This window comes from Pseudomonas fluorescens (assembly GCF_001307155.1).
Classification (GTDB): Bacteria; Pseudomonadota; Gammaproteobacteria; order Pseudomonadales; family Pseudomonadaceae; genus Aquipseudomonas; species Aquipseudomonas helvetica.
Genome location: NZ_CP012830.1, coordinates 1,799,446 through 1,814,235 on the forward strand (window position 1 = coordinate 1,799,446; position 14,790 = coordinate 1,814,235).

Below are 14,790 nucleotides of genomic sequence, written 5' to 3' on the forward strand. Positions count from 1 at the left end.
GCCGCGAACCTCAGACTGCCGGCGTCCCTTGAATGTCCACGATAGCAGACAACATAGCGCAGGTAGCTGCGCGTATCCGCGCAGCGGAGCAAGCCGCGCAACGTGCCGAGCACAGCGTCCGCCTGCTGGCCGTGAGCAAGACCAAGCCCAGCGACGCCGTGCGTGAAGCCTATGCCGCCGGCGTGCACGACTTTGGCGAGAACTATCTGCAGGAGGCCCTGGGCAAACAGCTCGAGTTGGCCGACCTGCCCTTGATCTGGCACTTCATCGGCCCCATTCAATCGAACAAGACGCGTGCTATCGCCGAGAACTTCGCCTGGGTGCATTCCGTGGATCGCTTGAAAATCGCACAACGCCTGTCCGAACAGCGTCCGGCCGAGCTGCCACCCTTGAACATCTGCATTCAGGTCAATGTCAGCGGTGAAGCCAGTAAATCCGGTTGCACCCCGGCCGATCTGCCGGCACTGGCCAGCGCTATCAGCGCGCTGCCGCGGTTGAAACTGCGCGGTTTGATGGCAATTCCCGAGCCGACTGAAGATCGCGCAGCTCAGGACGCAGCCTTTGCAGCCGTACGTGACTTGAACAAAAGCCTGCAAGCCAGCCTGAATCTGCCACTCGACACACTTTCCATGGGCATGAGCCACGACCTGGAGTCGGCCATTGCCATGGGCGCCACCTGGGTTCGTATCGGTACGGCCCTGTTTGGTGCCCGCGACTACGGTCAGCCGTAACGTGGCTGACTTACCTCTCTATAAGGACCTGACATGAGCAAGACACGAATTGCCTTTATCGGTGCCGGAAACATGGCCGCCAGCCTGATCGGCGGCCTGCGTGCCAAAGGCCTGGACGCTGCACAGATCCGCGCCAGCGACCCGGGCGCTGAAACTCGCGCACGGGTAACCGCCGAACACGGCATCGAAACGTTCGCCAACAACGCCGACGCCATTCAAGGCGCAGACGTGGTCGTGCTGGCGGTCAAACCCCAGGCCATGAAAGCCGTGTGTGAAGCACTGCGCCCAAGCCTGGCGCCGAATCAACTGGTGGTGTCGATTGCCGCCGGGATCACCTGCGCCAGCATGAACAACTGGCTTGGCGCTCAGCCGATCGTGCGTTGCATGCCCAACACCCCGGCGCTGCTGCGTCAGGGCGTGAGCGGTTTGTACGCCACGGCCCAAGTGACTGCCGAACAGCGTCAGCAGGCCCAGGAGCTGCTGTCTGCCGTTGGCATCGCCCTGTGGCTGAACGAAGAGCAGCAACTGGACGCGGTCACCGCCGTTTCCGGTTCGGGCCCTGCGTACTTCTTCCTGCTGATCGAAGCCATGACCGCTGCAGGCGAGAAGCTTGGCCTGCCACGGGACATCGCTGCCCAGCTGACCCTGCAAACCGCGCTGGGCGCCGCGCACATGGCCGTTGCCAGTGACGTCGACGCTGCGGAGCTACGCCGTCGCGTGACCTCGCCAGCAGGCACCACCGAAGCCGCGATCAAGACCTTCCAGGCCGGCGGCTTTGAAGCCCTGGTCGAAAAAGCACTCGGCGCCGCAGCCCACCGTTCAGCCGAGATGGCCGAGCAACTGGGTCGCTAATCAGCTCTTACAAAGGAATCCATAATGCTCGGACTCAATGACGCTGCCATTTTCATCATCAAAACCCTGGGCAGCCTGTACCTGCTGATCGTGCTGCTGCGTTTTATCCTGCAATTGGTTCGGGCGAACTTTTACAACCCGCTCTGCCAGTTCATCGTGAAAGCCACTCAGCCGCTGCTCAAGCCTCTGCGCCGGGTAATCCCAAGCATGTTCGGGCTGGACATGTCGTCTCTTGTACTGGCGCTGATCGTGCAGATGCTGCTGATAGCCGTCATCCTGGCGCTCAAAGGCTTCCTGGTCGACTCGCTGCTGTTGGTGCCTTGGGCACTGATCGCCATCTTCTCGCTGTTTTTGAATATTCTGTTCTACGCGATGATCATCAGCGTGATTCTGTCCTGGGTCGCCCCGGGGAGCCACAATCCGGGCGCAGAGCTGGTCGCTCAGATTACTGAACCGGTACTCGCCCCATTCCGCCGTATCGTGCCGAACCTGGGTGGCCTCGATATCTCGCCGATCTTTGCGTTTATCGTGATCCAGTTGCTGCAAAGCTGGCTGATCCCACGCCTTGCGTACTTTGCCCTCATGCCGCAGGGGCTGCTCGGGCTCATCTGATGAGCTACTTTCGCTGGGACGGGGATGACCTGATCCTCGACTGTCACCTGCAACCGGCGGCCCGCAGCGATGATTTCTGCGGGCTGCATGGCGATCGGCTGAAGATCCGCCTGACCGCCCCGCCGGTCGAAGGCAAGGCCAATGCCTACCTGATGGCGTTTCTGGCCAAGGCGTTTGGCGTGTCCAAGAGCCAGGTGAGCCTGATCAGCGGCGAGCTGAACCGGCAGAAGCGGGTTCGGATCAGCTCGCCGAAGAAGCTGCCGGAATTGCCGGGGTTGCTGCGTCCAGCAAGCTGACCGCGTCATCGTTCATCGCGAGCAAGCTTTGCTCCTACGGGTCATGGGTTGTACGCAAATCCGCGACCGACACAAACGTTGTAGGAGCAAGGCTTGCCCGCGATGGCAGCACCTCGGTAGAACTGAATGAAATCAGGCCCGGCCTTTGCTTGCCGCTGGGGGCCCTGCTCATTAGACTTACGCCTCATTTCAACGAGAGCAGGGTCGATGCCAACTGCCTTTCCCGCCGATTCTGTTGGTCTGGTGACGCCGCAAGTGGCGCACTTCAGCGAGCCCCTGGCCCTTGCCTGCGGCCGCTCCTTGCCAGCCTATGACCTGATTTATGAAACCTACGGCACGTTGAACGCCACGGCGAGCAACGCCGTGCTGATTTGCCATGCTTTGTCGGGTCACCATCACGCTGCCGGTTATCACAGTACCGAAGACCGTAAACCCGGTTGGTGGGACAGCTGTATCGGCCCGGGCAAACCGATCGACACCAACAAGTTCTTCGTGGTCAGCCTGAACAACCTCGGCGGCTGCAACGGCTCTACCGGCCCGAGCAGCACCAACCCGGACACCGGCAAACCGTTTGGTGCCGACTTCCCGGTGCTGACCGTGGAAGACTGGGTGCACAGCCAGGCGCGTCTGGCGGACCGGATCGGCATCAACCAGTGGGCCGCGGTGATCGGTGGCAGCCTGGGTGGCATGCAGGCGATACAGTGGAGCATTACCTACCCTGATCGTATCCGCCACTGCCTGGCCATTGCCTCGGCGCCGAAACTGTCGGCGCAGAACATCGCCTTCAACGAAGTGGCGCGTCAGGCGATCCTCACCGATCCGGATTTCCATGGTGGCTCGTTCCAGGAAGCGGGTGTGATCCCCAAGCGTGGGCTGATGCTCGCGCGGATGGTCGGGCACATCACCTACCTGTCGGACGATTCCATGGGCGAGAAATTCGGCCGTGGCCTGAAGAGTGAAAAGCTCAACTACGACTTCCACAGCGTCGAGTTCCAGGTCGAAAGCTACCTGCGTTATCAGGGCGAGGAGTTCTCCGGGCGTTTTGACGCCAACACCTACCTGCTGATGACCAAAGCGCTGGACTACTTCGATCCAGCAGCGAACTTCGACGATAACCTGGCGAAAACCTTCGCCGGTGCCAAGGCCAAGTTCTGCGTGATGTCCTTCACCACCGACTGGCGCTTCTCCCCGGCCCGCTCGCGGGAACTGGTTGATGCGTTGATGGCGGCCAAGAAAGACGTTTGCTACCTGGAGATCGATGCTCCGCAAGGCCACGACGCCTTCCTGATTCCGATCCCGCGCTACTTGCAGGCGTTTCGCAATTACATGAACCGAATTTCGCTTTGAGGAAGTCATGAGAGCCGATCTGGAAATCATCCAGGAATGGATCCCCGCCGGCAGCCGCGTGCTCGACCTCGGTTGCGGCGACGGCGAGCTGCTGACCTGGCTGCGCGATAACAAGCAAGTGACCGGCTATGGGCTGGAAAACGACGCGGACAACATCGCCGAATGCGTGGCCAAGGGCATCAACGTCATCGAGCAGGACCTGGACAAGGGCCTGGGCAACTTTGCCAGCAACAGTTTCGACATCGTGGTGATGACCCAGGCCCTGCAAGCCGTGCATTACCCGGACAAGATCCTCGACGAAATGCTGCGGGTCGGTCGCCAGTGCATCATCACCTTCCCCAACTTCGGTCACTGGCGCTGCCGCTGGTACTTGGCAAGCAAGGGCCGGATGCCGGTTTCGGAGTTTTTGCCGTACACCTGGTACAACACGCCGAACATCCACTTCTGCACCTTCGCAGACTTTGAGGCGCTGTGCCGCGAACGTGAAGCCAAGGTCATCGATCGGCTTGCCGTCGATCAACAACACCGACACGGGTGGGCCAGTAAGCTATGGCCTAATCTATTAGGTGAGATTGGCATCTACCGCGTCAGCAGTCCTGGCCTGCAGGATCACCAGGTAGCGGTTTAACGAGTTTTTTCGAGGAGAGCGATCATGGGTCGTCTAGCCCTGTTTCTATTAACTGCCTGCCTGAGCGTCAGCGCCATGGCCGCCGAACCGATCAAAGGCGAGCGCCAGGAAACCTTTGGTGACGTGACGGTGCACTACAACACCTTCAATTCCACCTACCTGACGCCGGATATTGCCAAAAACGCCGAACTGGTCCGCAGCAAGAATCAGGGCGTGATCAATGTGTCGGTGATCAAGGCCAACAAACCGGTGATCGCCCAGGTCAGTGGCACGGTGAAAGACCTGACCAGTAAAAGCGTCCCGCTGAAGTTCAAACAGATCACCGAAACCGGGGCCGTCTACTACATCGCCCAGTTCCCGGTGGATCAGCAGGAAGTCCGCACTTTCGAAATCAACGTGCAAACCGGCGACAAAATCAACACCATCAATTTCAACCAAGAGCTCTTCCCCGGCGAATGATCAATTTCTCGCAACTCGTGTTGGCCAGCCATAACGCCGGCAAACTCAAAGAACTCCAGGCCATGCTCGGCGAATCGGTGCACCTGCGCTCGATAGGCGAGTTCAGCAGCGTCGAGCCTGAAGAAACCGGCCTGTCGTTCGTCGAAAACGCCATCCTCAAGGCCCGCAATGCCTCGCGCATTTCCGGTTTGCCGGCACTGGCCGATGATTCGGGGCTGGCGGTGGACTTCCTCGGCGGTGCGCCGGGTATCTACTCGGCGCGCTATGCCGACGGCCAGGGCGACGCGGCGAACAACGCCAAGCTGCTCGACGTGCTGAAAGACGTCCCTGAAGCCGAACGCGGTGCGCAGTTTGTGTGCGTGCTGGCGCTGGTACGCCACGCCGATGATCCGCTGCCGATTCTCTGCGAAGGCCTGTGGCACGGGCGCATCCTGACCGAAGCCAGCGGTAAACACGGTTTTGGCTATGATCCGCTGTTCTGGGTGCCGGAGCGCGAATGCTCCAGTGCAGAATTGAGCCCGGCCGAGAAAAACCAGCTCAGCCACCGCGCCCGTGCAATGGATTTGCTGCGCCAACGCCTGAGCCTGAAATGACCCACGACTCGTCCGCGTCGCCGCTGATACACGGCGGCGCGCAATCGCCTCGGGCGGCCCTGCCAGTGCTGCCGCCCCTGGCGCTGTATATCCACATTCCGTGGTGCGTCCGCAAATGCCCTTATTGCGACTTCAACTCCCACACCGCAAGCCCCGTGCTGCCGGAAGAAGAGTATGTCGATGCCCTGCTGGCTGACCTCGATCAAGACTTGCATGCGGTTTACGGCCGTGAACTGAGCTCGATCTTCTTCGGCGGCGGCACACCGAGCCTGTTCAGCGCGCAAGCGTTGGGCCGCTTGCTCAAAGGTGTGGAACAGCGAATCCCGTTTGCCGGCGATATCGAAATCACCCTGGAAGCCAACCCCGGGACCTTCGAACAGGAAAAATTCGTCGCTTACCGTGCCTTGGGCATCAATCGCCTGTCGATCGGCATCCAGAGCTTCCAGCAAGAGAAACTCAAGGCCCTGGGCCGGATCCACAACGGCGATGAAGCGATTCGCGCGGCTGGCATGGCCCGACAGGCCGGGTTCGATAACTTCAACCTGGACCTGATGCACGGCTTGCCCGATCAGTCCCTGGAGGATGCGCTGGACGACCTGCGTCAGGCCATCGCGCTGAAACCGACTCATCTGTCCTGGTATCAGCTGACGCTGGAGCCGAACACGGTGTTCTGGAATCAGCCGCCAACCCTGCCGGAAGATGACACCTTGTGGGACATTCAGGAGGCTGGCCAGGCGCTGCTGGCCGAACACGGTTACGCCCAATACGAAGTGTCGGCCTATGCCCAGCCTGGTCGCCCGGCGCGGCATAACCTCAATTACTGGAGTTTTGGCGACTTCATCGGCATCGGCGCCGGGGCTCACGGCAAGCTCAGCCATCCGGACGGACGCATTGTCCGCACCTGGAAGACTCGTCTGCCGAAGGACTACCTCAACCCGGCAAAAAGCTTTCAAGCGGGTGAGAAGGCCCTGACCAACGAAGAGCTGCCGTTCGAGTTCCTGATGAATGCCCTGCGTCTGACCGAAGGTGTCGAGGCGCGCCTATATCCGGAGCGCACCGGCCTGACGCTGGAAAGCCTTGCGCAAGGCCGACGCGAGGCCGAACAAAGTGGCTTGTTGCAGGTCGAACCGTCACGTCTGGCGGCGACGATGCGCGGACAGCTGTTCCTCAATGACTTGCTGCAGAATTTTCTGACTTAAGGAAATCGAATGGATTTGGTACTCGATCTGCTTGCCACCGTGTCCCGCTGGAGCCGTAGCAACCTGTCGGAAATCGCCCTGGCGCTGGTGGGCTGCCTGCTGGTGCTGTTTGGCGCCGATATCAAAGGCTGGATCGATCAACGCCTGGGCAGCATCGCTGGCGCCTTGCGCGTCCCGCTGATGGCCCTGGTGTGCATGATCGGCAGCGGCGCCGCACTGATCTACGCCACGCCATGGATTGTTCGCGGCCTGAGCCAGTTCAACAACTACAGCCTGGCCCCGGTGTTGTTGGTGGTGCTGGTGCTGATCGGCGTCGTCGCCGACCGCCGCTGAGCCTGTAGGAACCAGACGGCTTTTGTGGCGAGGGAGCTTGCTCCCGCCGGCCGGTCCGCGTTCGGGCGAAGCAGTCGTAAATCGGCTGACACGTTCTTACTGTTAGAACGTGGCTGCCGATTTTGGGCCGGCTTCGCCGTCCATCGGGAGCAAGCTCCCTCGCCACAGGCTTAGGACTGTTTCTCGAACTTCAAATCCCACACGCCGTGCCCAAGACGTTCGCCGCGGCGTTCGAATTTGGTGATCGGGCGCTCGGCCGGACGCGGTACGCACTTGCCGTCTTCGGCGAGGTTTCGGTAGCCCGGCGCGACGTTCATCACTTCCAGCATGTATTCGGCATACGGTTCCCAGTCGGTGGCCATGTGCAGCACACCGCCGACTTTCAACTTGCTGCGTACCAGCTCCGCGAACGACGCCTGAACGATACGACGCTTGTGGTGACGGCTCTTGTGCCACGGGTCCGGGAAAAACAGCATCAGGCGATCGAGGCTGTTATCGGCCACGCAACGGTTGAGCACTTCGATCGCATCGCAATCGTAGACCCGCAGGTTGGTCAGGCCTTGAGTCAACACGCCATTGAGCAACGCGCCGACACCTGGGCGGTGTACTTCAACGCCAATGAAGTCCTGATCAGGCGAAGCCGCGGCCATTTCCAGCAGCGAATGGCCCATGCCGAAACCGATTTCCAGCGAGCGTGGTGCCGAGCGACCGAACACCTGGTCAAAATCCACCGGCGCGTCGGCCAACGGCAGGACGAACAGCGGCGTGCCTTGGTCCAGGCCGCGCTGCTGGCCTTCAGTCATGCGCCCGGCGCGCATCACGAAACTCTTGATGCGGCGGTGTTGGCGCTCTTCGCCTGCTTCCGTCTGGATAGGCGTGTCGTTCGATTCAGTCATCAATGGCTCTTACTTGATCAGACCATCCAGCGGCGAGGAAGCGCTGGCATAGAGTTTTTTCGGCATGCGCCCGGCGAGGTACGCCAGACGACCTGCAACAATGGCGTGTTTCATCGCTTCAGCCATCATGATCGGCTGCTGCGCGTGGGCGATGGCCGAGTTCATCAGCACCGCTTCGCAACCCAGTTCCATGGCAATGGTCGCGTCGGATGCCGTACCGACACCAGCATCCACCAACACCGGGATCTTGGCTTCTTCGAGGATGATCTGCAGGTTGTACGGGTTGCAGATCCCCAGGCCCGTGCCGATCAGACCGGCCAGTGGCATGACGGCGATGCAGCCGATTTCCGCCAGTTGACGGGCAATGATCGGGTCATCGCTGGTGTAGACCATCACGTCGAAACCTTCCTTGACCAGCACTTCGGCGGCCTTGAGGGTTTCGATCACGTTAGGGAACAGGGTTTTCTGGTCCGCCAACACTTCCAGCTTCACCAGGTTGTGGCCGCCGAGCAGTTCACGGGCCAGGCGGCATGTGCGCACAGCCTCGGTAGCGTCGAAGCACCCGGCAGTGTTCGGCAGGAAGGTGTAGCGATCCGGCGACAGGACTTCGAGCAGGTTCGGTTCGCCCGGGTTCTGGCCGAGGTTGGTGCGGCGCACGGCGAAGGTGACGATCTCGGCACCCGAGGCTTCGATGGCCAGGCGGGTTTCTTCCATGTCGCGGTACTTGCCGGTACCTACCAGCAAACGCGACTGGTAAGTACGACCGGCCAGGACGAAAGGCTTGTCGCTGCGTACGTTGCTCATCGGAAATCCTCTGTTGGGGTGAGGTTCTTGCAGAATTCTATATTTGGCAAACGCTGTGAAAACGTAGCGAGCGAAGGGAAGACAAGGCAAAAACAGGCGAGGAAGCGGAGTCTACGGGTTGTAAATGAGCATTCCGAGCCTGTTTTTAGCGCTGGATTACCGAGCGCAGTAGTTTTCACAGTGTTTGCGCTCTAGCCGCCGCCGATGGCGTGAACGACTTCGACCGAGTCACCGTCGTTCAGCGTTGTTTCAGCATGCTGGCTGCGCGGGACGATATCCAGATTGAGTTCGACCGCGACCCGGCGTCCGGTCAGTTCCAGACGGGTCAGCAGGGCCGCGACGGTTTCGCCGTCGGGCAGTTCAAGGGATTCGCCGTTCAACTGAATGCGCATGCCGGATGCCGCCATCATTTTTAGGGGCCAGCATTCTAGCCCGATCAGTCAGGTCGACCCAAGCCATTCGTCTTGAAACGGACTCTTAAGTCAGCTAAGGCGCCAGGCGGCTATCCCAAGGCACAGCCAGCCCACGAGGAATGCCAATCCACCGAACGGTGTCACGATGCCCAGCTTGCTGACGCCGGTCAGGGTCAGCAGGTACAGGCTGCCGGAAAACAACAGGATGCCGAGGGCAAATGATACACCGGCCCAGGTGATCAAACGCCCGGGAATCTGCACGGCCAGCAGTGCTACGCCCAACAGCGCCAGGGTGTGCACCAGTTGGTAGGTGACGCCGGTGTGGAAAATCGCCAGGTATTCGGCACTCAGGCGGGCTTTCAGGCCATGGGCGGCAAATGCGCCCAGGCCCACGCCGGTGAAACCGAAAAAAGCGGCCAGCATCAGAAAGCCACGCAGCATGAGGAACTCCAGTCAGAATCATCGGGCAGGGTCTGTATAATGGCCCGCTCGACGGGTTCGGCCAAGCCATCTCTATGCTGCGTTTATTGTTCCGCCGTTTCACAAAAGCCCTGCTCTGGTTCGCCGGTGGCAGCGTGTTGCTGGTGCTGTTGTTTCGCGTCGTTCCGCCTCCAGGGACGGCGCTGATGGTCGAGCGCAAGATCGAATCCTGGGTCGATGGCGAGCCTATCGACGTGCAGCGCAACTGGCAGCCGTGGGAAAACATTTCCGATGACCTGAAGGTCGCGGTGATGGCCGGCGAAGACCAGAAATTCCCCGAGCACTGGGGTTTTGACTTCGGCGCGATCCAGGCCGCGCTGGCCCACAACGAACTCGGCGGCTCGATCCGCGGCGCCAGCACCTTGAGCCAGCAAGTCTCGAAGAACCTGTTCCTCTGGTCCGGCCGCAGCTGGCTGCGCAAAGGACTGGAAGCCTGGTTTACCGGGCTGATCGAAGTGTTCTGGCCCAAGCAGCGGATTCTTGAGGTGTACCTCAACAGCGTGGAATGGGATGACGGCGTGTTTGGCGCCGAAGCGGCTGCCCGGCATCACTTTGGCGTGAGCGCCCGGTCGCTGAGCCGTCAACAAGCCAGTTTGCTGGCCGCCGTACTGCCAAACCCGCGAGCCTGGAGCGCCGGCCATCCGAGCCCTTATGTATTGCGACGCGCGAGCTGGATTCGGCAGCAGATGAGCCAGTTGGGCGGGGATAGCTACCTGACCGGACTCAACGCTTCGCGCCGGGCACCGTGGGCCCAGTGATTCAACACCAAACCCTGTAGGAGCAAGGCTTGCCCGCGATGAACGATAACGCGGTCGGCCAGTGACTCCGCGTCACACCTATCGCGGGCAAGCCTTGCTCCTACGAAAGCAGGCACAAACAAAAACGCCCCGATCATTGATCGGGGCGTTTTTTATTGCGTTACCGCTTAAGCAGCAATCGACAGCTTGAGCTTGTTCATCGCGCTCTTCTCAAGCTGACGAATACGCTCGGCCGACACGTTGTACTTCTGCGCCAGGTCGTGCAGCGTGGCTTTTTCTTCTGCCAGCCAACGCTGGTAGAGGATGTCGCGGCTGCGGTCGTCCAGCACTTCCAGCGCTTCGTGCAGGTTGTGGGTGGAGTTGTCGGTCCAGTCGGCATCTTCCAGTTGACGGGCCGGGTCGTACCGGTGGTCTTCCAGATAGTTGGCCGGCGACTGGAAAGCGCTGTCGTCGTCCGCTTCGGCGGCCGGGTCGAAGGCCATGTCATGGCCGGTCAGGCGGCTTTCCATCTCGCGAACTTCCCGCGGCTCTACACCGAGGCTTTCAGCTACGCGATGGACTTCCTCGTTGTTCAGCCATGCCAGACGCTTCTTCTGGCTGCGCAGGTTGAAGAACAGTTTGCGCTGGGCCTTGGTCGTGGCGACCTTGACGATGCGCCAGTTGCGCAGGATGAATTCGTGGATTTCAGCCTTGATCCAGTGCACCGCAAAGGACACCAGACGCACGCCCATTTCCGGGTTGAAACGCTTGACCGCTTTCATCAGGCCAACGTTGCCTTCCTGAATCAGGTCAGCCTGGGCCAGGCCGTAGCCGGAATAGCTACGGGCAATATGTACAACAAAACGCAGGTGGGCGAGCACCATCTGCCGAGCCGCCCCCAAATCCTGCTCATAGTAGAGACTCTCGGCCAGTTCACGCTCCTGCTCCGGTGTCAGCAATGGAATGCTGTTCACCGTGTGCACATAAGCCTCCAGGTTCGCGCCTGGGACCAGAGCATACGCAGGTTGCAAAGAAGTGGTCATACGAAAAAACCTCCGACTCACATAACTCGTGCAGTTCAGCACTGCGAAAAGTTGACCGGGAACCGAAGGACAAGTTCCCCTATACGCTGAAAGGTCATACAAGCAATAAGACTCTACTTCGGTGCGAGCTCTCTCAAATGGCGCGCTACCGCAATCCATGCACCGATATACCCCAACAGCACTGCGCCTAGCAAGAGTGACAGACCATCGGCAACCGGTACCCCGGACAACGCGAAATTACTGCCATACAAGCCGGCCAGCCCAACCACTGCGTCGTTCAGCCAATTCAGGCCAAACGCCAGAACACCCCAGGAAAGAATCCCCGCACCGAAGCCATATAGCGCACCCATGTACAGAAAGGGCCTACGCACATAGCTGTCAGTGCCGCCGACGAGTTTAATCACTTCTATCTCTGTGCGGCGGTTTTCAATATGAAGACGAATGGTATTGCCTATCACCAAAAGTAATGCAGAAACCAGCAACACGGTCAGGCCGAAGACAAACCGCTCGCCCAGCTTGAGGATGGCCGCCAAACGCTCGACCCAGACTAGATCAAGTTGCGCCTGTTGTACCTTCGGCAACTCGGAAAGTTTTTGTCTTAATGCTTCAAGGGTCGCCTTGTCGACTTCATTCGGAGTAACCAGCACCACGCCAGGCAACGGGTTCTGCGGCAGCTCCTTGAGTGCCTCGCCCAGACCGGACTGCTGCTGGAACTCTTCCAGCGCCTGCTCGCGACTGATGTATTCGGCATCAGCTACACCCGGCATGCCCTTGATCTGCTCGCGCAGTTGCTCGCCTTCGTTGGCGCTGGCATCGATCTGCAAGTAAAGCGAGATCTGCGCCGCACGCTGCCAGGAACCACCCAGACGTTCGACGTTGTTCAGCAGCAACGACAAGCCCATCGGCAAACTCAGGGCAACCGCCATCACCAGACAGGTGAAGAAGCTGCCGATGGGCTGCTTGCCCAGACGCCGCAGGCTGTCCAGCAAACTGGCGCGGTGACTTTCGATCCAGGCGCGCAGCAAGGTGCTGAAGTCCGGACCATCGTCTTCATCGCGCTTTTTCTTCTGTGGTTGCGGATCGGCGGCCTTCGGGGCCACGCGCTCGGAAACCTTCGGACTGCGTGTTGCACTCATACCCCGGCCTCCCCGTCGCCGATCAATCGGCCACGTTGCAAGGTCAGCATGCGATGACGCATGCGGGCGATCAGCGCCAAATCGTGGCTGGCGATCAGCACGCTGGTACCCAGACGGTTGATGTCTTCGAAGACGCCCATGATTTCTGCCGCCAGACGCGGGTCGAGGTTACCGGTCGGTTCGTCCGCCAGCAGCAAGGCCGGGCGATGGACGATGGCGCGGGCAATGCCGACACGCTGTTGCTGACCGGTGGACAGATCACCCGGATAGAGGTCGGTCTTGTCCGAGAGTGCAACGCGCTCCAGGGCCGAATCCACGCGCTTGGCGATTTCAGCCTTGGACAAGCCGAGAATCTGCAACGGCAAGGCGACGTTGTTGAACACCGTACGATCGAACAACAACTGGTGGTTCTGGAACACCACGCCAATCTGCCGGCGCAGGTACGGGATCTGCGCGTTGCTGATGGTCGCCAGGTCCTGCCCGGCCAGCAGCAGTTTGCCAGTGGTCGGACGCTCCATCGCGAGTAACAGCCGCAGCAGGGTACTTTTACCGGCGCCGGAGTGGCCGGTGACAAACAAGAACTCGCCCCGACGGACTCGAAAGCTCAGCTCATGCAAGCCGACGTGACCGTTCGGATAGCGCTTACCGACCTGTTCGAAACGAATCATGAACGCTCCCGCTCGGCAAATAGTGCCTGGACAAAGGGTTCTGCTTCAAAGGTACGCAAGTCATCGATGCCTTCGCCGACACCGATGTAGCGAATCGGCAGACCAAACTGCTTGGCCAGGGCGAAAATCACCCCGCCCTTGGCCGTGCCATCGAGTTTGGTCAAGGCCAGGCCGGTCAGTTCGACTGTCTGGTTGAATTGTTTGGCCTGGCTAATGGCGTTCTGGCCAGTACCAGCGTCGAGCACCAGCAGCACCTCATGCGGCGCATCGGCGTCGAGTTTGCTGATCACCCGGCGAACCTTTTTCAGTTCTTCCATCAGGTTGTCTTTGGTGTGCAGGCGACCGGCGGTATCGGCGATCAGCACATCAATGCCACGGGCCTTGGCGGCCTGTACCGCATCGAAGATAACCGAAGCCGAGTCGGCGCCGGTGTGCTGGGCGATCACCGGGATCTTGTTGCGTTCGCCCCAAACCTGCAATTGCTCGACCGCCGCGGCACGGAAGGTATCACCGGCTGCAAGCATGACTTTCTTGCCTTCAAGCTGCAGCTTCTTCGCCAACTTACCGATGGTGGTGGTTTTGCCGGCGCCGTTGACGCCGACCACCAGAATCACGAACGGTTTGTTCTGCGAGGTAATTTTCAGCGGCTGCTCGACAGGCTTGAGCATGTTGGCAAGCTCGGCCTGCAAGGATTTGTACAGTGCATCGGCGTCGGCCAACTGCTTGCGCGCGACCTTCTGGGTCAGGCTCTGGATGATCACCGATGTCGCTTCGACACCCACGTCAGCGGTCAGCAGGCGGGTTTCGATGTCTTCGAGCAGTTCGTCATCGATGATCTTCTTGCCGAGGAACAGGCTGGCCATGCCCTCGCCGATGCTCGCGCTGGTTTTCGACAGGCCTTGCTTGAGGCGGGCAAAGAAGCCGGCTTTGGTTTCTTCGGTGCGAACCGGTTCGGCCGCGACCGGAGCCGGAGCCGCAACCGGTGCAACCGGCGCTGGCGCTGTTACCGGTGCCGCGACAACGGGTGCCGGCACTGGGGCGGGTACAGGTTCTGGAGCACGTTCTGGTGCCACGAATGCGGCAATCACCGGCTGAGGCAGATCAGGCTCATCAACTATCAGTTGTTCAGCCGTCGGATCGATGACCGGGACCGGTTCAACCACCAGCAGCTCTACCGCTTGCTGGACTACTGTCGGCGCAGGAATCGGTGGCGTGATATGCGGCGCCAGCTCGTTTTCGACCAGGGCCACCGGCTCTTCAGCCACCGGCAACGTCAACCACGGCTTGTGTACAACTTCCGGCGCGCGCGGTACTTCAGCCACTGGCGCAGGCTCGACAACCGGCTGCACTACCGGCTCGGCTATCGGCAATACGGCAGCAGCCGGTGCTTGCGCAACGGGCGCTGCTTCTATTACCGGCTCAGGCGCAACCTCTGGAAGTGGCTGTGGCTGTTCGACGGCGGGTGCCTGCGGCTTTTTGCGCAGCCATCCGAACAGGCTTTTCTTCTCGCCAGCCGCAGCTGGGGTCTTCTTGTCGTCGTTGGAACCAAACATGGAGGACGGC

General features: G+C 60.3%; 19 protein-coding genes. 11 read left to right on the forward strand and 8 right to left on the reverse strand.

Features of this window, described 5'->3' with window-relative positions:
• The first annotated feature begins 32 nt into the window (after nt 1-32).
• From AO353_RS08160 to AO353_RS08205, 10 genes are all read left to right on the forward strand, one after another.
• The gene (locus AO353_RS08160; RefSeq protein ID WP_054594460.1) at nt 33-731 is read left to right on the forward strand and encodes a YggS family pyridoxal phosphate-dependent enzyme; all 699 of its coding nucleotides are present in this window, start codon (nt 33-35) and stop codon (nt 729-731) included.
• A 33-nt stretch (nt 732-764) separates the two neighbouring features.
• Nucleotides 765-1,583 carry a pyrroline-5-carboxylate reductase gene (proC, locus tag AO353_RS08165; RefSeq protein ID WP_054594461.1) on the forward strand — a complete coding sequence of 273 codons (819 nt, stop codon included), beginning with the start codon at nt 765-767 and terminating at the stop codon, nt 1,581-1,583.
• A 24-nt stretch (nt 1,584-1,607) separates the two neighbouring features.
• Nucleotides 1,608-2,195 (forward strand): YggT family protein, encoded by a 588-nt coding sequence (locus tag AO353_RS08170; RefSeq protein WP_054594462.1) that lies wholly within the window; start codon nt 1,608-1,610, stop codon nt 2,193-2,195.
• Nucleotides 2,195-2,491 (forward strand): DUF167 domain-containing protein, encoded by a 297-nt coding sequence (locus AO353_RS08175; protein WP_054594463.1) that lies wholly within the window; start codon nt 2,195-2,197, stop codon nt 2,489-2,491. The genes AO353_RS08170 and AO353_RS08175 overlap by 1 nt, the downstream gene beginning before the upstream one ends.
• A gap of 207 nt (nt 2,492-2,698) precedes the next feature.
• On the forward strand, nt 2,699-3,838 hold the full coding sequence (metX, locus tag AO353_RS08180; protein WP_054594464.1) for a homoserine O-succinyltransferase MetX: 1,140 nt from the start codon (nt 2,699-2,701) through the stop codon (nt 3,836-3,838).
• A 7-nt stretch (nt 3,839-3,845) separates the two neighbouring features.
• Nucleotides 3,846-4,466, forward strand: a complete 621-nt coding sequence (metW, locus tag AO353_RS08185) for a methionine biosynthesis protein MetW (protein WP_054594465.1) — start codon at nt 3,846-3,848, stop codon at nt 4,464-4,466.
• Between the two features lie 24 nt (nt 4,467-4,490).
• Complete coding sequence (locus AO353_RS08190) at nt 4,491-4,925, forward strand: DUF4426 domain-containing protein (protein ID WP_054594466.1); 435 nt, start codon at nt 4,491-4,493, stop codon at nt 4,923-4,925.
• Nucleotides 4,922-5,518 carry an RdgB/HAM1 family non-canonical purine NTP pyrophosphatase gene (gene rdgB / locus AO353_RS08195; RefSeq protein WP_054594467.1) on the forward strand — a complete coding sequence of 199 codons (597 nt, stop codon included), beginning with the start codon at nt 4,922-4,924 and terminating at the stop codon, nt 5,516-5,518. The genes AO353_RS08190 and rdgB overlap by 4 nt, the downstream gene beginning before the upstream one ends.
• Complete coding sequence (gene hemW, locus AO353_RS08200; RefSeq protein WP_054594468.1) at nt 5,515-6,717, forward strand: radical SAM family heme chaperone HemW; 1,203 nt, start codon at nt 5,515-5,517, stop codon at nt 6,715-6,717. The genes rdgB and hemW overlap by 4 nt, the downstream gene beginning before the upstream one ends.
• Before the next feature lie 9 nt (nt 6,718-6,726).
• On the forward strand, nt 6,727-7,050 hold the full coding sequence (locus AO353_RS08205; RefSeq protein ID WP_054594469.1) for a DUF3392 domain-containing protein: 324 nt from the start codon (nt 6,727-6,729) through the stop codon (nt 7,048-7,050).
• Between the two features lie 170 nt (nt 7,051-7,220).
• Here the strand turns inward: AO353_RS08205 and trmB are convergent, their stop codons facing one another.
• The 4 genes from trmB to AO353_RS08225 all read right to left on the reverse strand — a co-directional run bounded on the left by trmB (nt 7,221) and on the right by AO353_RS08225 (nt 9,604).
• Nucleotides 7,221-7,946: a tRNA (guanosine(46)-N7)-methyltransferase TrmB gene (trmB, locus tag AO353_RS08210; RefSeq protein ID WP_054594470.1), complete on the reverse strand. Its 726-nt coding sequence runs from the start codon at nt 7,944-7,946 to the stop codon at nt 7,221-7,223.
• Between the two features lie 9 nt (nt 7,947-7,955).
• Entirely contained in the window at nt 7,956-8,750 is a 795-nt protein-coding gene (locus AO353_RS08215; protein WP_019694092.1) for a thiazole synthase, read from the reverse strand.
• Nucleotides 8,751-8,941: 191 nt separating this feature from the next.
• Nucleotides 8,942-9,142: a sulfur carrier protein ThiS gene (thiS, locus tag AO353_RS08220; protein WP_007897898.1), complete on the reverse strand. Its 201-nt coding sequence runs from the start codon at nt 9,140-9,142 to the stop codon at nt 8,942-8,944.
• 90 nt (nt 9,143-9,232) lie between these two features.
• Nucleotides 9,233-9,604, reverse strand: coding sequence for a DUF423 domain-containing protein (locus AO353_RS08225; RefSeq protein WP_054594471.1), 372 nt, complete (start codon nt 9,602-9,604; stop codon nt 9,233-9,235).
• 74 nt (nt 9,605-9,678) lie between these two features.
• Between AO353_RS08225 and mtgA the strand changes: the two genes are divergently transcribed.
• On the forward strand, nt 9,679-10,401 hold the full coding sequence (mtgA, locus tag AO353_RS08230; RefSeq protein WP_054594472.1) for a monofunctional biosynthetic peptidoglycan transglycosylase: 723 nt from the start codon (nt 9,679-9,681) through the stop codon (nt 10,399-10,401).
• 167 nt (nt 10,402-10,568) lie between these two features.
• Here the strand turns inward: mtgA and rpoH are convergent, their stop codons facing one another.
• From rpoH to ftsY, 4 genes are all read right to left on the reverse strand, one after another.
• Complete coding sequence (gene rpoH / locus AO353_RS08235; RefSeq protein WP_019694095.1) at nt 10,569-11,423, reverse strand: RNA polymerase sigma factor RpoH; 855 nt, start codon at nt 11,421-11,423, stop codon at nt 10,569-10,571.
• Nucleotides 11,424-11,536: 113 nt separating this feature from the next.
• On the reverse strand, nt 11,537-12,559 hold the full coding sequence (gene ftsX / locus AO353_RS08240; RefSeq protein ID WP_054594473.1) for a permease-like cell division protein FtsX: 1,023 nt from the start codon (nt 12,557-12,559) through the stop codon (nt 11,537-11,539).
• Complete coding sequence (ftsE, locus tag AO353_RS08245) at nt 12,556-13,227, reverse strand: cell division ATP-binding protein FtsE (protein ID WP_019694097.1); 672 nt, start codon at nt 13,225-13,227, stop codon at nt 12,556-12,558. The genes ftsX and ftsE overlap by 4 nt, the downstream gene beginning before the upstream one ends.
• Entirely contained in the window at nt 13,224-14,780 is a 1,557-nt protein-coding gene (gene ftsY / locus AO353_RS08250; protein ID WP_054594474.1) for a signal recognition particle-docking protein FtsY, read from the reverse strand. The genes ftsE and ftsY overlap by 4 nt, the downstream gene beginning before the upstream one ends.
• Between the last annotated feature and the right edge of the window lie 10 nt (nt 14,781-14,790).